At 47.1% G+C, this 18,300-nt stretch carries 17 protein-coding genes; 4 read left to right on the forward strand and 13 right to left on the reverse strand.

Annotated elements, in window-relative coordinates; all coding sequences use genetic code 11:
• Complete coding sequence (locus tag ACJJIN_RS21215; RefSeq protein WP_444896095.1) at positions 1–1,101, forward strand: 5-(carboxyamino)imidazole ribonucleotide synthase; 1,101 nt, start codon at positions 1–3, stop codon at positions 1,099–1,101.
• A gap of 3 nt (positions 1,102–1,104) precedes the next feature.
• Here ACJJIN_RS21215 and mnhG read toward each other — a convergent pair whose 3' ends face one another.
• From mnhG to mbhE, 7 genes are read right to left on the reverse strand one after another with little or no spacing between them, the layout of a single operon-like run.
• The gene (mnhG, locus tag ACJJIN_RS21220; RefSeq protein ID WP_444896096.1) at positions 1,105–1,452 is read right to left on the reverse strand and encodes a monovalent cation/H(+) antiporter subunit G; all 348 of its coding nucleotides are present in this window, start codon (positions 1,450–1,452) and stop codon (positions 1,105–1,107) included.
• Positions 1,439–1,774, reverse strand: coding sequence for a cation:proton antiporter (locus ACJJIN_RS21225; RefSeq protein WP_413663318.1), 336 nt, complete (start codon positions 1,772–1,774; stop codon positions 1,439–1,441). The genes mnhG and ACJJIN_RS21225 overlap by 14 nt, the downstream gene beginning before the upstream one ends.
• Positions 1,774–2,247 carry a Na+/H+ antiporter subunit E gene (locus tag ACJJIN_RS21230; protein WP_413663317.1) on the reverse strand — a complete coding sequence of 158 codons (474 nt, stop codon included), beginning with the start codon at positions 2,245–2,247 and terminating at the stop codon, positions 1,774–1,776. Before ACJJIN_RS21230 ends, ACJJIN_RS21225 begins: the two co-directional genes overlap by 1 nt.
• A 21-nt stretch (positions 2,248–2,268) precedes the next feature.
• Positions 2,269–3,774 carry a Na+/H+ antiporter subunit D gene (locus ACJJIN_RS21235; protein WP_444896097.1) on the reverse strand — a complete coding sequence of 502 codons (1,506 nt, stop codon included), beginning with the start codon at positions 3,772–3,774 and terminating at the stop codon, positions 2,269–2,271.
• Positions 3,771–4,145, reverse strand: a complete 375-nt coding sequence (locus ACJJIN_RS21240) for a Na+/H+ antiporter subunit C (protein WP_413663315.1) — start codon at positions 4,143–4,145, stop codon at positions 3,771–3,773. The genes ACJJIN_RS21235 and ACJJIN_RS21240 overlap by 4 nt, the downstream gene beginning before the upstream one ends.
• A 1-nt stretch (position 4,146) precedes the next feature.
• On the reverse strand, positions 4,147–4,566 hold the full coding sequence (locus ACJJIN_RS21245) for a Na+/H+ antiporter subunit B (RefSeq protein ID WP_413663314.1): 420 nt from the start codon (positions 4,564–4,566) through the stop codon (positions 4,147–4,149).
• Positions 4,563–6,848 (reverse strand): hydrogen gas-evolving membrane-bound hydrogenase subunit E, encoded by a 2,286-nt coding sequence (gene mbhE, locus ACJJIN_RS21250; RefSeq protein ID WP_444896098.1) that lies wholly within the window; start codon positions 6,846–6,848, stop codon positions 4,563–4,565. Before mbhE ends, ACJJIN_RS21245 begins: the two co-directional genes overlap by 4 nt.
• Positions 6,849–7,196: 348 nt before the next feature.
• Here mbhE and ACJJIN_RS21255 point away from each other — a divergent pair, with 348 nt between their 5' ends.
• Together ACJJIN_RS21255 and ACJJIN_RS21260 are read left to right on the forward strand one after the other, a co-directional pair.
• Complete coding sequence (locus ACJJIN_RS21255; RefSeq protein WP_444896099.1) at positions 7,197–7,985, forward strand: NosD domain-containing protein; 789 nt, start codon at positions 7,197–7,199, stop codon at positions 7,983–7,985.
• 572 nt (positions 7,986–8,557) lie between these two features.
• Positions 8,558–9,382, forward strand: a complete 825-nt coding sequence (locus tag ACJJIN_RS21260; protein ID WP_444896100.1) for a right-handed parallel beta-helix repeat-containing protein — start codon at positions 8,558–8,560, stop codon at positions 9,380–9,382.
• 56 nt (positions 9,383–9,438) lie between these two features.
• Here ACJJIN_RS21260 and ACJJIN_RS21265 read toward each other — a convergent pair whose 3' ends face one another.
• The 5 genes from ACJJIN_RS21265 to ACJJIN_RS21285 form a co-directional block, all read right to left on the reverse strand.
• Positions 9,439–10,134 carry a pirin family protein gene (locus ACJJIN_RS21265; RefSeq protein WP_444896101.1) on the reverse strand — a complete coding sequence of 232 codons (696 nt, stop codon included), beginning with the start codon at positions 10,132–10,134 and terminating at the stop codon, positions 9,439–9,441.
• Positions 10,135–10,243: 109 nt separating this feature from the next.
• Positions 10,244–11,146 (reverse strand): LysR family transcriptional regulator, encoded by a 903-nt coding sequence (locus ACJJIN_RS21270; RefSeq protein WP_444896102.1) that lies wholly within the window; start codon positions 11,144–11,146, stop codon positions 10,244–10,246.
• Positions 11,147–11,247: 101 nt separating this feature from the next.
• Positions 11,248–12,219: a glutathione S-transferase family protein gene (locus ACJJIN_RS21275; protein WP_444896103.1), complete on the reverse strand. Its 972-nt coding sequence runs from the start codon at positions 12,217–12,219 to the stop codon at positions 11,248–11,250.
• Positions 12,220–12,258: 39 nt separating this feature from the next.
• Positions 12,259–12,693, reverse strand: coding sequence for a DoxX family protein (locus ACJJIN_RS21280; protein ID WP_444896104.1), 435 nt, complete (start codon positions 12,691–12,693; stop codon positions 12,259–12,261).
• Positions 12,694–12,865: 172 nt separating this feature from the next.
• Positions 12,866–13,603 (reverse strand): OmpW/AlkL family protein, encoded by a 738-nt coding sequence (locus tag ACJJIN_RS21285; protein WP_444896105.1) that lies wholly within the window; start codon positions 13,601–13,603, stop codon positions 12,866–12,868.
• A gap of 373 nt (positions 13,604–13,976) precedes the next feature.
• Here ACJJIN_RS21285 and ACJJIN_RS21290 point away from each other — a divergent pair, with 373 nt between their 5' ends.
• The gene (locus tag ACJJIN_RS21290; protein WP_444896106.1) at positions 13,977–14,846 is read left to right on the forward strand and encodes an alpha/beta fold hydrolase; all 870 of its coding nucleotides are present in this window, start codon (positions 13,977–13,979) and stop codon (positions 14,844–14,846) included.
• Between the two features lie 204 nt (positions 14,847–15,050).
• On the opposite strand, the gene ACJJIN_RS21295 is transcribed toward ACJJIN_RS21290, so the two are convergent.
• Positions 15,051–18,251 (reverse strand): DEAD/DEAH box helicase, encoded by a 3,201-nt coding sequence (locus tag ACJJIN_RS21295; protein ID WP_444896107.1) that lies wholly within the window; start codon positions 18,249–18,251, stop codon positions 15,051–15,053.
• Between the last annotated feature and the right edge of the window lie 49 nt (positions 18,252–18,300).

The following is an 18,300-nucleotide window of genomic DNA, read 5'->3' on the forward strand; positions in this document are numbered from 1 at the left end:
GTGAGTAAGAGACGAGTTGCCATTATTGGCTGTGGGCAGTTGGCACAGATGATGGCTCAAGAGGGACAGCCCCTCGGAGTGGAGTTCAGTTTCCTGGCTGAGACCGGTGAAAACACCGACTGTGTGAAGGGACTGGGGACTATCGTGGAGATGGAACCGGGACAGGACCCTGAGGCCTTGTATCAGGCATTGGGACGCCCGGAAGTGATCACCAGTGAGAGAGAGCAAGTGAGTGTGGACTTGCTGCGCTCATTTCAGCCCTTCTGTCCGGTATATCCGGACCCGCATATTACAGAGAAGGCCCAGCACCGCTTGCGTGAGAAGCGAGCACTCACAGACGCTGGACTGCCTGTTGCACCTTTCGCAGCAGCACAGGGTGAAAAAGAGCTGCGGGAAGCGGTCGACCAACTGGGATATCCGGCGTTTATTAAGAGCTGTGAAAATGGCTACGACGGCAAGAACCAATGGTGTGTGAAGAGTGCTGCAGACTTGGATGCTGCCATTCCCCAAGCTGGTGATCAGGAGTGTGTGGTTGAGGCTGGGGTGAATTTCGCCTGTGAAGTCTCCATTATCGGTGCTCGCTCGGCATCCGGTGAAATCAAAGCTTATCCGCTGACGGAAAACCGCCACCGCAACGGCACCTTACTGCTGTCCACCGCTCCCTACGACAACCCGGAGCTGCTCAAGGCCGCAGAGGGTTACCTGGCGACCCTGCTGAAGGACTGGGACTATGTGGGTGTATTGGCCGTTGAATGTTTTGTCAGTGAGAGCGGCCTGATTGTCAACGAAGTGGCACCGCGAGTTCACAACAGCGGTCACTGGACCTTTGTCGGCCCTGAGGCCAGCCAATTTGCCAATCATATCCGCGCGATACTGGATATGCCCCTGGGCGATACTGCCTGCCCGGTGCCAGTTGCGATGGTCAATATGTTGGGGGTTGATGTAGCTCCGAAGCAGGATAACGATGGTGTTTGGCTGTACGGCAAAGCACTTCGCCCTGGGCGCAAAATGGGTCATGTCATTTTACAGGACCCAGATATGGAGCACCTGCGCCAGCGCAGCGAAAGTATGATTGAAGAACTTTACGGCGAAAAGATTTAGTGCTTACTGAATATTGCGCATCGGGTTCTTGAACTTGAGTTTGTAGCCGGTACCCCGCCACATGGGAGTGCCGGCTCGATAAGCCGCCCGGGCAATCATATGGACACCAATTGGCACTGTAAGTAATAAGAATAAAATAGCGGCTATGGCCCTGGCTGTTACCTGAGCGTCACTAAAAAGAATTGCTACGCCCGCCAGCAATAATCCGCAACACACCGTAGCCCCTTTTCCCGATGTACTCATTCGAGTGTAAAAGTCCGGCATTCGCAGCAAGCCCAAAGCGGCGCTGAACCCAAAAAAACTGCCCACCAGAATTATCAGAGCGATAAAAATTTCATCAAATGTCATCATGATCCCTATGGCTGTGGGTGACTGTGCGCGAGCCGCTTTTTTCAATAAAACGGGCAAAGGCCACACTCACTAAAAATGCGACCAGGGCCAGGGCGATGGCAGCGTCCAGATACACGGGTTGTCCCGAGGCGATTGCCAGTAGTGCACAGTAGGCTACCGCCAAAATATTGAGAACATCCAGGGCGACAACCCTGTCTGCTAAGGTGGGGCCCAAAGCGATACGCAGGAAGCACATCACCAGGGCGAGTAATAATAGAAAGGAAGCAATATTGATTGCTACTGTGACCAGTGGCGAATGAATATCGATAATTGTGAGAAACATCAGGAAACGGCCTCCTTAACCCGTTTCTCAAATCCCTCCCTAATCTCCTCGCGAAAGGTTTCTGGATCACTGACAAACATAGTATGTACGATTAAGGCATCATTGTTGGGTGTGACATCCAATACCATAGTGCCCGGTGTCAGCGAAATTAAGTTAGTGAGAATAAAAATCTGGTTTCTATCGAGCCTCTCCATGGGTAGTCGTACTACCAGGGGCCGGCTTTGCAAGCGGGGCGAAAAGACTTCGTAGGCGGCACGCAGGCTGGATAAAACAAGCTCCTCGATAAAGAAAAAGAATAAATGAGCCAAACGGGGCAAGCGGGTAAAATAAGTCTGTGCCCCGGGTAATATAGGTGAGACTCGCAGCGCCAGAAATCCGATCAGAAAACCAAAGAAAAAATTTGCCATGGAAGCATTGCCGGTCAGGGCCGACCAACTGATCGCGAGCAATAAATTTAATAGAAAAATACGCATTTCTATTTATCCATCCCAAAGTTAATGAGTGGTACCTGGTAACACGGCGTTCAGGTAATCATCAGGCTCCAATAACTCTCCGGCAGCCCCCAGGGAGTATTCGATAAAAGGCTCGGGCACCAACCCCAAAGCCAAAGTGATTAATGCCAGTAACGCGACTGGTAACAGCCGCTGGAAGCGCTCTGCGCCGCTGAGGCTATATAAATTTTTGCAGTGCTCCTGGGGGTGTGGCTTCCAGAATGCCTCTGCCCATATTTTACTCATTGAAAACAGGGTAAGCGCCCCGGTAATCAATGCGACTGCAGCGACGATATAGGCGGCCTGATCGAGGCTTGCTTTGACTAATAGCAATTTTGCCCAGAACCCAGATAATGGTGGGAACCCCGCTAAGCTAAATGCGGCGATAAAGAAGAAAGTAGAGAGAAGTGGGCTGGCGCGATATAAACCACCAATTTCATTGAGCTCATAACTGCCAGTAAGGCGCTGGGCAGTACCGCTAATCAGGAATAAATTTGTCTTTGCCACAATATTGTGGACCATGTAGAACACAGATCCGGCCAATGCTAAAGGGCTGTTCAGTGCTAATCCCAATACCAGGAATCCAATCTGGCTGATGATATGGAATGCGAGTATCTTGCGGAATTCGTACTGTGCTGCTGCGCCCAAAACACCCGTCAGCATGGTGAGTAATGCAGCTCCCAATAAGATATCCCGGGTGAATTCCAAATCATTGGGAAATATTAAAGTAAAGGTGCGAATTAGCGCATAGACGCCGACTTTGGTCAGGAGACCGGCAAATACAGCGGTTACAGCGACAGGTGGAACATGGTATGAAGCGGGCAACCAGAAAAAGAGTGGAAATATTGCCGCCTTAATTCCAAAAGCGCAGATAAAAATAACTGCCAATGTTGAAATCGCGACGGGATTTTGTACTTCGACCAGAGAAATATGCAGCTGTGCCATATTAAGGGTGCCGGTGAGTCCATAAAGCAACCCGATAGAGGTCAGCATCAACAGCGTGGATACAAGGTTTAATGCTACATACTTGATGCCACCGTCCAGCTGTATTTTTTCCCCCCCCAGTACCAGCAGTGCGAAAGAGGCAATCAGCATCACCTCAAACCACACATACAAATTAAATAGGTCGCCGGTGATAAAGCTACCGCTAACACCGGCCAATAGCAGTTGAAAGAAACTGTGAAAGCCAAGTTTCACCCGTTTCTCACTGATATCTGAAATGGCAAATAGAGAGACACACAAACCCACGATGGCACTGATCAACAGCATTACCGCACTGAGCCGATCGGCGACCAATGTGATGCCGAAGGGAGCCTGCCAGTCTCCCATTTGCCCAGCTTGAGGGCCCTGGCTTTCTACCAGGACAAGAATATAAAGGTTAATGCAAAGGGCGGTAAGGCACCCCAATATCGAAATACCAGAGCAAAGGTATCTACGGCCTCGAGCGGGAAATGTAATTAACGCCGTGGCGATAGGGATTAGGAATGGCAGGGCCAATAACCAACTCAAGTGGTCTTCTTCCTCTTGGGTTTCACAGGCTCGGCAATACGCATGCTATCCACATCTAATGTACCCAGCTCACGGTAAGCCTGGGCGATCAGGGCTAGGGCAAAGGCCAGCAGGCCAAAGCCAATTACGATCGCGGTTAGGATCAGGGCCTGGGGTAGGGGATTAGCGACGATAATTTGCGGGGCTTCCTGATCCTTGGGTACCAGCGGTGGTGAGGCGCGGGTCAACCGCCCCGCGATAAAAATTGCCAAGTTGGCGGCATTGCTAATCAGTACCAAGCCGAACAGATAGTGCAATAGGTGGCGGGCCAGCATAAGGTAAACGCCGGTAGCAATCAGGATGCCGACGACAACGGCGAGGGGAGCTTCCATATCAGCTGGCCTCTTCCAAGGCAAAAATTAGTGTGAGAACGGCTCCGAGTACTGTCAGATAGACCCCAATATCAAAAAATAAAAGGTTGCTGATAATGATTCCGCCATTTTCTTTGCTACCTACAATGGCAAACCACTGTCCAGAAAAGGGGCCGTCTCCCCAAAATAGAGCCATCAATCCAGATAATCCGGCGATGACAACTCCCCAGGCGGCGAGGGTTCCTGGAGGTATGCGCAGAGCACTTTGTGCCGCCTCCATCCCCCAAGCCATGGCAAACAGGGCAAAAGCAGAAGCGGCAATTAATCCAGCAATAAATCCGCCTCCGGGATAATTGTGTCCACGTAACAGCATATAAATGGAGAAGACCAAGATCAGCGCTACCAACACACGGGTCGCTGTCTGTAGGATAATAGAATTCACTGCTTGCCCCGTCTTAAATGATGACCGAGTAAGGTCACCGCAGCGACAGCTGCGGTAAACACCACAATAATCTCCCCGAAAGTATCCAGGGCCCGGAAGTCCACCAGAATGACATTGACGATATTGCGCCCATGGGCCTCGGGTACAGCAGCTTCCTTGTAAAATTCACTCACAGGGCTCTCGAATGGGGTTTGCAGAACCACCAGAATGCTAATGGTAAATAAAAGGCCAACTGTGGCACCGAGCAATGCATCCCTGGGACGAAAGCCTTCCTTCTTGCCGGGAGTAAATACGGGCAGACGTGGAAGAATCGCAGCAATTAATACTAAATAGAGTGTTTCCACCAGAATCTGTGTAATGGCCACATCCGGTGCACCAAAGAAGAGGTAAATTAGAGCGATACCCACACCGAGAGCGCCGAGAGCGCAAATGGCAGTCAGAGGTTTACGCGCAAAACCCGCAGTAAATGTACCTCCTACCGTCAGCAGTATGGCTGCCCACTCTTTTAAATTAAGTCGTGGCGCAGTGTATTCCAGTGAGAAGTGGCCGGTATGAACAAAGGCATAAAAAAGGGCCATCGAGAGCGTAACAAAAATGACTGTGAGATAACGACGCATAATTCCATTTTGCAATATGCGTGTTTGCAGTGCGGCAAAAGCTTTTAATAGTTCTAAGGATTTATCCCACAGTAGATCGGCGCTAGTTGGCGCATGGGTAAAGTCCCAGTTTAGCCAGGCACGCATACGTTTTAAATTGACATACATAATCACCCCGAGCACAAAAGTAAGAATGCTCATCAGGAGCGGAATGTTAATACCGTGCCAGAGTTTCAGGTCGATGGTTTCCGGAAGGCCAAGTATCGCTGTCAGTGCCGGTTCCACCAGTCCGCCACCGACTAAGTCCGGGGCCAAACCAAATGTGAGGCCGAAGGCGCTTAAAACCAGTGGGCTTATCCACAAACCAGGAGGTGCCCAGCGAATACGACTGGCATCTTTGGGGGGAGGGCCAAAGAAGGGTTTGATGGCCACCATGCCGGCTACTGTCACCGTTACCGCATTGGCAAAAATTGCTGCTGTGCCCACCAGTGCGGGCTCTGAAGCTACCGCCAGTGCACCTTCATATTTAAGCTCTTTACCAATAAATCCAAGGAACGGCGGGAATCCTGCCATGGATAGGGCTGAAGCCAGTGCAGCTATAAAAGCAAAGGGCAATAATTTCGCCAGACCGTGCAACCTAGTTAAATCCCGGGTACCTGTCTGCCGATCGATAATGCCCACCACCATAAACAGTGCGGCTTTATAAAAAGAGTGAACCAGCAAGAAAGTAATTGCAGCGGCGACGGCAGCTGAAGCATCAGAACCCAGAAACATGGTGATAGTGCCGAGGGCAATAACGGTGGTATAAGCGAGGGCCAGTTTCAGGTCTGTTTGACGCAGGGCGGCCAATGCCGCTACTGCGGCAGTGGCAATACCGGTGCAGGTTAAAATCCACTCCCAGTATTCAGTGTGAGCCAGTACCGGATGTAGGCGCGCAAGAAGGTAAATACCGGCTTTGACCATAGTGGCGGAATGTAGATATGCGCTCACCGGTGTTGGCGCCGCCATGGCATTGGGCAACCAAAAATGGAAGGGCAGCTGTGCCGACTTTGAGAATGCTCCGATAAGTACCAGTATCAAGATAGGAAGATACAGTGAACTGGATTTAATCTGTTCACCTTTAATTAACAATTCTTCAAGATCATAGCTATCGACAATCTCTCCCATTAATAGGAAAGCGGTTAGTAAGCAAAGTCCCCCTAAGGCAGTTACCAGTAAGGCTTGCAAAGCTGAGCGTCGTGCAACAGCACTGGAGTGGTTAAAGCCAATCAGGAGGTAGCTTGCGACTGTCGTCACTTCCCAAAACACAAATAAAGTAATGAGATCGGATGCCAATACCAAACCCAGCATTCCGACCATAAAGAGATAGAGATAGAGGAAGAAACGTCGCAATAGTGGATTGCCGCGTAAATACTCAGCGGCGTAAATGGTGATAAAAAATCCAATACCGCTGATTAATAAGGCAAATAAGAAGCTGAGGCCATCGATATAGAAGCGTAGGGATACGCCCAGCTCTGGAACCCAATTAACGCCAAAGGAAAACTCTCTACCTGCGGAAATATCAGGCAGATGAAAAAGCAATGACAAGGCGACAATGGCCGGAGGAATCGGAGAAAGCAGGGAGATCCATCTTCCTGGCGTTTTTTTATCGCCATTGCGACTTTCCATGTCGCCTTCTGATTCCATTATTTTATCCCTGGTGACTCGATGCCTATATACAGTAGTGATTCACTGCCAGGGTAATAGTTTAGGTGTTATTCCTGAGCTAGAGTGCTTAGGATCAAATTACTCTTGATTGTCCGTATCAGGTGAATAATCTGAGAGGTCAAACCGGGATCTCGAAAGAGTATGATGATTAATGCTAAAGGCGGCAGCGGATTTGTATTCTTATAATTTTATCCAATCACTTGGATTAATAATTAAGAAAAATATCCTATAGATAAATACCCCATTCCCCTCACACTGTTCCTGTTATTGAGTCGCAAGTATTTATGCACAATGAAGAAGTGTGGAATATAACATAGGAGAATAGATATGTTGAAATTGGCATGCTTAGCTGCAGTGGGAGCTTCTGCTGTTTTTCTGTCCAGTGGTGTTTCTGCTGTGAGCTGTGGGGATGTTGTAACTGTACCGGAAATTTTGGAAGGGGCGATAGAGTCATGCGCCGTAAGCCCTGCGGTCACTATTACTGATGCTGGAACATTGGATTTAAATGGTTACTCAATTAGCTGTAATGGTTCTGGGGTGGGCGTAAATCTGCAAGGTGCTGGAAGGATTCTGAGTAACTCAGAGGGGGGAGGGCTTATAGAGAATTGTGCAACAGGTGTCTCCGTTGAAGGGGTTGGAGCGCATTTTATTCAAAATGTAAGTGTCATGAGTAATTCTAATTCTGGTGTTGCAATTACAAGTAACAATAATGTTGTTTTGGATTTATTTTCAAGTTTTAATTCCGGTGTGGGTGTCCAGGTGTTGGGTGACTTTAACCAAGTAATAAATGCAGAAATAAGCGCTAATAATTCTTCCGGTATGGAAGTTTCTGGAAGTAGCAATGTAATAAGTTCAAGTGAATATCAACTAAATGATGATAACGGAATTGTGATTTCAGATGCAGATAATAATCTAATTGTTGGGAATTCATTGGATGAAAATGGAACAAATGGAATTCTATTGGAGGCAGATGATCAGCATGGTAATGTTATTACAGGGAATGAGGTGAATGATAGTGGTAATACGGACCTTAGGGACCAAAATAATCCTGCCTGTGTGAATAATGTATGGATTTCAAATACCTTTGGCAGCTCTAATGATTCGTGCATCCAATAGGAGGGTTATGGGGTTGATATTCTTTGCAGATGTATTTGGTTTGGTTGACGCAAGTTTAGGTGTTATTGCAAGACATAAAAATAAGCTAATTTCTATGTCACATTGGGACAGCAGTATCTATATAACTTGTTGGCAAGCTTAACTCGCCAAAATCTATATTTCAAAGACTCCTGTTTATCGAGATCTTTAAAGTTCGGGTAAAAGCTGTAGGTCCGAACTCCGCCTTTTTAAGGGTAGGCGTTAAAGGTTGCAGTTAGGGGGGATCTAGGTATTGGATAATGAGTTGGCCATTTTTAAAGTAATCGATTCCGAGACTTGGAAATGGCATATCATAATAGACCAACTCTTCAAATATTGGCGGGTCTCCTAGTGGTAGTATTCAGAATTCTGAATACTACCACTAGGAATGACCATCTTGTGCGGGGCATATTTTTCATTCACTTTACGAGACATTTAATTCACGTTTAATTGGGAAGGAGATCCCATAGATAAATCCTAGCTCTCTGTCACACTATCAATAGACTCGAAAATTCCAGGCTTTGTAGTAATTAATTATGATTGGATGAAATGATATGAAAACTGAATGTGCTAACCTCACAAGATTTACGCTTTTAACGATATCTGGTGTTTCAGCTTTTTCACTGGCGGGTGCCGCCTTCGCGGTAAGCTGCGGTGACACGGTTACTACTCCAGAGACTCTGGATGCATCTATTGTTGCATGTGCTACAAGTCCCGCTGTTACTATCACTGATGCAGGATCCTTGGATTTAAATGGTTATACTATTAGCTGCAATGGGGCTGGGATAGGGGTGCAAATACTAGGGTCAGGAAGGACGCTTTCAGATAGTTCTCTCGGCGCGGGAAGTGTTGAATCTTGTGATGTTGGCATTTCTGTAGAGGGAGTGGGGGGGCACTATTTGGAATTTATAACAGTAGTTCTTAATAATTTTTCTGGTATTTCCGTTATTTCTGATACTAATTTTATTTACAATGTTATTTCTGGTTCCTCTACTATTGGTAATGGTGGTGTTGGGGTTAGGCTGGCTGGCGCGAATAATCAGATTATACTTTCTGCATTTGAAAAGAATACACAGTCAGGTGTGGAGATTTCTGGAAATAATAATTATATTAAACAAAGTAGCGCGCTATCAAACTCCGGATCGGGTTTCGTAATTACAACCGCTAATAATATTACCTTAGATAGTGTTACGGCCAATGATAATGGTGTTGATGGAATACTAGCTGAAGCCAGTTCTATGTCAGGTGGATTGATTTTTAATAGTACTGCGCGAGATAATTCTGGAGATGATTTGAGTGATCAAAATACTATTCCTTGTGGGCGATTTCAGTGGATAAATAATGATTTTGGTACAGCAAATAATTCTTGTATTGATTAGTTAGTGTTGTCAGGGGGGCTACTCTGTGGGCCAGTAGCCTAGTGAGGTTATGAATATTAGACTATAGGCAAATCAAACCATAATGCCGTTGCTCCATCTGTTGCTGCTTTTAGCCTTATTATTTCTTTAAATATGCCTAGACCATCCCCGGCACTTAACTGGCGATTATTTTTAATAATGATGTCTCCATCTATGATATGTAGGTAGCCAGGGCGCTGCAATGTATCCAATTGTAGAATCTCTCCAGGCTCTATTTGAAGACGATATAGGCTGGTATCCTGATGGATTTTTAACGAATTATCTCGACCACTGGGGGTTACCAATGGAGTCAGCATGCTCGTTTGGTTTATTGTCCTTTGCTCATAGACAGGTTGAATACCCCTCTGATTTGGCTGAATCCAGATTTGAAGAAACTTCAATTTTTTTGTTTTCGAGTGATTGAACTCGGAATGGGTAATTCCGGTTCCGGCGCTCATTATCTGAACTTCGCCAGCGGGAACGACAAAGTGATTGCCTTCACTATCCCGATGTTCGATAGCACCTTCAAGAATATAGGAAATAATTTCCATATCCCGATGTCCATGGGTGTCAAATCCGGCCCCTGCTTTTACTGTATCATCGTTGATAACGCGCAGTGCAGAAAAACCCATGTGTTTTGGGTCGTAATAGTGCCCAAATGAAAAGGTGTGCTTGCTGTCCAGCCAGCCAAATCGGGCTTGACCGCGTTCATGTGACGGTCTGAAGTAATACATAGCCAGCTCCTATTAGTGCAGTAAATAGAATATTAGGGCTATGATAGTCTTTTGCGGTATAAGGGAATATTGGGTAAAAAGAATCTTACCATTCGTATCAATAGAATACTCAGCCTTCCTCAGAAGTGGGCATATCTAAAGTGAGTAATCGAAGCTCGCCAATAAACTCCCTCGCCACGGGGCCTAATTTATCCTGGTCTTTAAAGTTCAGGTAAAAACTGCTGGAGCGCACTCCGCCATTTTTCAAGGGGAGTCGATTTAGAGTGCCATTCTCGAGTAGCTTTGAGACCATTGGCAGTGGCAGCCAGGCGAACCCCAGCCCCTGTACAATTAAATCCACGGATGTCCGTAAACTGCCCACTTTCCAGCGTTGCTCTGCCCCCAGCCAGCCGGAATCCCTATTGGTCTGTAGTGCGGAGTCCCGCACAATAATCTGGCGATAGGACTTCAAGTCTTCATAGCTCAGCTCGTATCCCAGCTGATGCAGTGGATGGTTCTTATGGGCTACAGCCACAAATTCGATGCGACAAATCTCATCGTTGAGGGCATTCTTCATGCGGAAGGCGGAAAGTCCCAGATCTACCAGCCCCTCCTGGATCAACTCATTAGTGCCGGATAGTACGGTATCAACGATATCAATATTCACTTGTGGATAAATTGCGGAAACTCTCTCCAGAGCCTGAAAAACGACACTTTGGGGAAAGGCGCCATCTACGGCAATGCGCAGCTCGGATTCCACTCCCCGGTTAAGGGAGCCGGCAATATCCTCAATACGTGAGACTTCATCCAGCAGGTATTGGCCCCGGCGTAGCATTAAATTACCGGCTTCAGTAATTACTACTTTTCTACCCGAGACTTCAAACAATTTTACGCCGAGAGCAGCTTCCAGATTGCTAACTGCATTGTGAATACTGGACTGGCTTTTGTGAACGTGGGAAGAGGCCTGATTAAAGCCGCCGGCATCTGCGACAGCTTTAAACATTCGCCACTGTTCCAGAGTGGTTTTTTGCATCTGGGTACTCTTTGAAGGCTGCGAAGGGCTGTTCCAAGGTTTAAGGAGCCTGGGGCAGCCCTGAATATCCTGACTGGCCCAGGCTGGATAGGCAAGGGTTTTTAGCTGCGGTTGTGAGAGCTGTTGTAATCGATTTCCGGCCCTACAGGTACAACCTGGGTTGGGTTGATCGATGTATGGCTAAAGTAGTAATGACGTTTAATATGGTGGAAATTTACTGTTTCAGCAACTTTCGGCCACTGGTATAGCTCGCGTACATAGTTACGCAGATTAGGAAAGTCCTCCAGTCTCTGGCGGTTGCACTTGAAGTGTCCATGATAGACAGCATCAAAGCGAATAAGGGTAGTGAACAGTCGCCAATCTGCCTCGGTAATTTCTGTTCCGACCAGATAGCGCTGTTCCCCTAAAATTTTCTCAACCTGGTCTAAAGCAGAGAATAAATTATAGTAAGCATTCTCGTAGGCTTCCTGGGTTGTGGCAAAGCCGCAGCGATAAACTCCGTTGTTTATATTCTCATAGACCAGTTGATTAATGGTATCTATATCCTGCTGCTTCTCTTCGGGGAAAAAGTCCTGTGTATCGCCGGTAATGGTATTAAACGCGCTGTTGAACATGCGGATAATTTCAGAGGACTCATTGCTAACGATACAGTTTTTTTGTTTATCCCAGAGTACTGGTACCGTCACCCGGCCCGAGTAGTCAGACTTGTTACGAGTGTATACTTGGTGCATAAACTGATAGCTAAACAGAGTGTCCCCGCTGCTACCTTCGTCGACGTTAAAGCTCCATCCCTGATCGAGCATATCGGGGCTTACTACCGAAACATCGATATGCTCTTCCAGTTTCTTCAGCTTGCGGAAAATAAGGGTGCGATGGGCCCAAGGGCAGGCCAGTGAAACATACAGGTGATAGCGGCCGGACTCCGCCTTAAAGCCGCTGTCACCACTGGGACCTGCACTGCCATCAGCAGTCACCCAATTGCGCAGTTGCGCCGCTTCGCGCTTAAAGCTCCCACCGGAATTCTCGGTGTCGTACCACTGGTCGTGCCACTGGCCATTGACTAACAGTCCCATTTTTTACTCCACAATCGGTATTTTCTGGTCCAGAGGAATTTATTGCTTGGTGCTTTTGCGGTGATCCAAGCTGAAACGCCCGGCGCCATGGGCTGCCACTACCAAAAAGCCGCCGGCAATCGCCAGGTTTTTGAAGAACATCAAAAACTGCATCTGATCGCCCAGATTGTTATGGAACAAGGCAGCAGTAACTAAGCTAAAGCCAGCAAACGCCAAGGCGGTCAGGCGAACCTGGAAGCCGGCGACTAGTGCGAGCGCACCACCTATCTCAAACAGAATAACAAGAGGCAGCAGAAATTCTGGCAGGCCGCCATAAGCTAGGTACTGTGCACTGCCCTCATAATTTTGGATCTTATTCATTCCCGCCAACAGGAAGATCGCCGCCAAGCTGATACGGCCAGCCAAGTCAGCACTTGCGGAAAACAGGGAGCTGCCGTCGATATTGGCGCTTGTGGATAAAGTGGATGTGCTCATGGTATCGCTCCTAAAACTGTGAATTTTGCGCTACTCAGTAGTCGCTGCTGTGAGTAAGAGGCAGTTTACAGAGGATCGATAGAATGAAAATTGGTTAAATTCGACCAAACCATTCTAAAAAATAGAATGATTGTTGAGCCTATCTTATCATTAGGTGCAATAGGGCCTTAGTTCAGAAATGGTAACCGATGCCCACCGAGTAAACCCAAGGGTCGATATCCACATCGACATTGATGCGGTCGTAGTCGTTATCTTCTGTGCGGAAGCGAATTTTGGCCTTGGTATCGATGCTCAAGTACCAGATGGCCGCATTAAACAGCCAGTTGCTCTCTCGTCCAAAGGCAATATCTATGCCCACTTCCCCTGCCAGGCCCCAGGAATTGCTCAGGCTCAGGGATGCTCTTGAGTCTGCACCCAGGGCCGTCTCGAAGTAGTTTTGTGCCGTGCGGCTGATATCTTCATCGAAGAAATGGGTGTAGTTAATTCCCACACCAATATATGGCTGTACCCAGGACTCGGTGCATACCGGATACCACTGTACGCTGAGGGTTGGGGGAAGGTGCTTGATGTCACCCAGGGATACCCGACCCAGTGGATCACCGGTATCCGGGTCCGGTAAACCGCGAACATCAAGATCGTGCCGGAAAGGTACAGCTGCCAGTAATTCCAGTCCCCAGTGGTCTGCAAATAACCAGGTACCAGTGATGCTAGCGGAGTAGCCGGTATCCACGTAGACCCGGGTGTAGTCCAAGGGGGTGCCATTGAGGCGAAGCCTGCCTGAATCGTCGTTTGGATCGACGGCCGCTGCGCCAACGCGAACGATAAAATCTCCCTTTTTATAGTCCGCAGTGGAATGGCCGGTGAGCAATAGTGCCATGCAAAAAACTATTGTCAGATTGATTCCTTTCATGTCCAACTTTCCAGAGATCCGATGGAATATAAGTAGGAGATCTGATAGGGGTAGGAGAACCCTAATCTACTGTCAGATTATTAGTGTAGATGTCTTGGGGGACTGGGCATGTAGATAACAAAAGCGGTGGCGCAATATTCTATTGATATAACTCTAAAGATCTCTGCTGGGAAAAACTTCCTATTTCGTTAGGAAAATATTTCAGAAGAAGAGTAATCATCGAATCGGTTAATCTGTTGGATGAAATTGCCCTGTATTATTGAATGTTTTTAGGTTGAAATCTCATCAGAGACCATTGATCAGTGTAATTTTCCTATTGCGTATTAAACACCATCAATGATCATATAAAACGGGATATCAGAGATTTAATAATATGCTTAAGATAATACAGGGAATAATGCAACTCACAGGGCGACTATCCCCCAAATTATCAGCAAATATAGCGATGTATATGGCCTCCCGGCCCAGGCACTATCCAGATTCAGAACGCGAGAAAGCGCAGTTAGCCCAAGCCAGGAAGATTATCTACCAGGGTGCTTTAGGTACAGAAAACACAGCTTGGTCCTGGGGTGAGGGCCCTGTAGTGATTCTATGCCACGGCTGGGAGGCCAAAGCCGCAAAAATGGCCACTATGGCGATGGCAATTGCCGAGCAAGGCTTCCAAGCGGTGGCCATAGATGCTACTGCTCATGGTCACTCCGAGGGAAAGGTTTGTAATTTCGATATTATGGCGAAAGATATTTATTCTCTGGCCAGTCAGTTTTCGGAAATATTTGCCGTCGTCGGCCACTCGATGGGTGGAATGATGACGATGAGAGCACGGGAATTTGGGCTTAAAGCTCAATGTTATGCTGTACTCGGCTCACCGAGTGCACCTCTGCCGATTCTTGAAATTATGAAAAATTTGTTGAAGGTAAGCCCTGAAACTATAGAGATATGCCAAGACAAGATTGCCGACCAGATAGGATACTCTTGGCAGGAATTGTTACAGTGTAAAATGCATACCCCGGAAGAGACTCCGCTTCTGATGATTTACGATACTGAAGATGATGAAGTGCCGATTTTTCATGGAGAGAGAATTCACAAAACCTGGCCCGCAGCGGAGATGATCAAAATTAGTGGTGTGGGACACCGGAAAATGGTCTGGGATACCTCGGTAGTAGAGTCTGTGACGAATTTTTTGGACTACGAGAAGAGTAAAGAAAGCACAAAAGAAGCTGGTTTGGCCAAACTTGTAAGCTAGCGAATTTACTGTAAATTAGTAGGCATAGCGGAATTAGGTTGCCCTAATTCCGCTTGATTATTTTCTTCAAAGCTGCCGTAGGCTGTCCTATTGTGAGGGCTGGTTATAAATAAGCTTATGGAAGCCGACAATAAAACCGAAATTATATGACTGATGGGGTTCTATCTACGACATACCTTGCCACTCATTTTTTTATCGCGTAAATCAGCCCTCAAACAATGATAACCATTGCTCTGAATCCATAGTTATATCTTTCCCATCTTTACTGTAAATCGCATCAGCCAGGGCTTGCTTGTGCGCCTGCATATCGACTATTTTTTCTTCTACGGTATTTTCACAGATAAATTTATACACAAAGACTGGCTTGTCCTGGCCGATGCGATATGCGCGGTCGGTAGCCTGGTTTTCTACTGCGGGATTCCACCAGGGGTCGTAGTGAATAACTGTGTCGGCAGCGGTAAGATTTAGGCCTACACCGCCGGCTTTTAGGCTAATCAGGAATACAGGAACATCGCCATTCTGGAAAGCGTCAATCGCCTCCTGGCGTTTGCGCGTGCGCCCGGTCAGTTTTACATAGGGTATCGCCTGTTCTTCAAGGGCGGTTTCAATCTTGCCGAGCATTTCGGTAAATTGGGAGAATACAAGTATCTTGCGGCCTTCCTCCACCATTTCCGGGAGAATATCCATCAGCGCTTCCAGCTTGGCCGATTGTTTAACCTTTTTTGCCTTGTCCAGTTTGACCAGTGCGGGGTCGCAGCAAATTTGTCGCAGCTTTAATAGGGCATCCAAGATTTCAATATGAGAGCGGTTGAGACCTTTCTTCTTCATCAGGTCCCTAACCCGCTTCTCCATCACCGAGCGTACGGTTTCGTAAAGCGCGGCTTGGGCGGTATCGAAAGTCACCCGTTGGATAATTTCTGTTTTCGGCGGCAGTTCAGTGGCCACTTCTTGTTTGGTGCGGCGTAAAATAAATGGGGAGATTCTCTGGTTCAGAGTCTGTTGCTTGTGCTCATTAGCCTGCTTCTCAATGGGGTTCCGATAAAGGCTATTGAACCTTTTCTGGTTGTGTAGGAAGCCGGGCATCAGGTAATCAAATAGCGCCCACAGTTCGCCCAGGTGGTTCTCCAGCGGAGTTCCGGTCAGGCATACCTTGTGCTGTGCATTGAGTGTGCGGAGTAATTGTGCCGCTTTTGATTTGGGGTTTTTAATAACCTGAGCTTCATCGAGGATCAATAAATGAAAGTCATGTTCTTTTAATATTTCGCTGTCCCGCACTATAAGCGGGTAGGTCGTTATCACCAGGTCTGATTCAGGAATGAGTGGGAAGCTCTCATGCCGATTGCTACCATGAAGTAGCAGTGACTTTATGGTTGGGGCGAAACGCTGGGTCTCGTTAAGCCAGTTGCCTACCAAGCTGGTGGGTACAACCACCAGGGCAGGCTTGGCCAGGCGCCGGCTCTCTTTCTCTTTGAGGATATGGGCCAGTCCCTGCAAAGTTTTTCCCAGGCCCATGTCATCGGCCAGGATGCCATTCATATTGAGTTTACGCAGGTATTGCAGCCACTCAAAACCCGTTTGTTGATAGGGGCGTAATTGTGCCTTTAGGGCCCTGGGTGGTTTTACGCTTTGCGGACCTTTTTGCAGGTTTTTAGCGAGCGATTTTAAGTCTTTATTGCCCTGCCAGGCTGAAGTTGCATTAGGCAGTTCCGGAACAGCAAACCTGGGCACTTTGAGGCTTTGGGACTCGCTGTCATACCACTCCTCTAAAACTGCGAATAAGTTGTGAAATAGTGCAATGGGTAGACGGATATACTGGTCTGAGCCGAGGGGAACCAATATGTCTTCTTCGTCTGTAGCCACATACCCCGATTCCAAATATTGCAATAATAATGGTGCTAAATGAATAGACTGCCCTTCAATATCTACAGTTGCACTAAGGGAAAACCAGTCGTTGGAAGATTGCTCTGTTTGCCATTCCCAATCTTCAATCTCGTGTACTTTTAAAGAAAAGTTATCCTCGAATTCAACTATCCAGCCAGATTCCTCAAGTCTTGGGATACCCTCATTGAGGAATTCATGCCAGCGCTCAATAGGAGTTTGGCCTGGCCCACTATCGGAGAAGAATAAAACGGGTTCACCAGTTTCGTCCGCCCCCAAGCTAAATTGCCACTGCAAGAGATCCTTCAGTACGGCGGCTTCATGTTTGAAGTCTCGCTCTACTTTATATAGTTTATCTTTTTGGGGGTAGATATTAGTCTCAGGACGATTCTCTGTAAGAATTTCTTCCGCGCGGATTACTACCGGACCATATTTAATAAGAAAACTTGCCGTATGGAGACTTTCAGCCCCTTCTCGAATAGAAATTGAGTTAAGGGTTAATACCGGCCGTAACAAATCATCTACAGGTATGATGGGCACCGACTTTGGCGTGGGTAATTGTTCACTGCCATATTGTTTATTGAGGAAAGTAATAGCATTGCCTATTTCATCTTTAGAAATGGCGGGCATGGTTGTAAAGTCATTAAGCGCTTCCCCATCCACCGGGCTGATGATGGGACCAATGATGTCTTCCTGTGGTGAATAATAGCAAGGTGGTTCGGTAGGTATGAGCTTCCAATCATCGGGGAGGTCAGGTACATCTAATTGCAACTGTGCACTACTCTTACTTTCCTTCCAACTGAGCTCCAGTTTGACTGCCTCTCCCCAATGAATCGGGGTTAGGGAATCGATATCGCTGAAGAAACGCTGACTGGCTAGTAGGTTTTTCAACAGCATTGCGCCTTCTTCTCCTGAAATACTCTTTTTGAACGAGGACTGGGAAAGCAGCTGTTGAAGGCCGAATATTTTTTGGTCGACTTTTGAAGTGGCTAGGCTACTGTTGATATGGAAGTATTCTCGCTGAGGCGCTCCATAGCCGCCTTTCTTGAGGCGTCGAGCTGAATATACGCTAATTCGGGCATGAGCTGGGGTATATTGATCACTCCAGTCCAAGGTGTATAGCAGGTCGCGATTAGATGATGTGTCCTGCTCGGAGTCACGATATTTTTCTTTTACAACTTGTTGCCAGTTGTCCCAAGTACGACTGACTGATGGTTGCCCTAATGGACGTTTATACTCAGCAATTACCGCTATTAGCACTGCAGCTACATGTTTACAGTTGTACCCTACTGGACAGGAGCATTCTCCATCAATTTCAAAGGTTCCCGAAATTGGATTTTCAGTTAGCGATATATACTGATGGTAGTGACTAGAGTAGGAGCCTTTCACTTTCCCGGTGATCGTTTTGCCATCCTGAGAAATATTGAATCTTTCGACAAAACCATTCCGGAAGTAATTTTTCCCTCTAGACAGGCTATTAGTGGGAAGTTGATTGGAAATACTACTGAAATCGATAGGGTTGTTCATTTTTGGGTTGTGTAATGACTACTGGCTGGCGGTTGAGGTTTGAAGAATA

It is taken from the genome of Microbulbifer maximicatervae (SeqCode) (genome assembly GCF_052467505.1).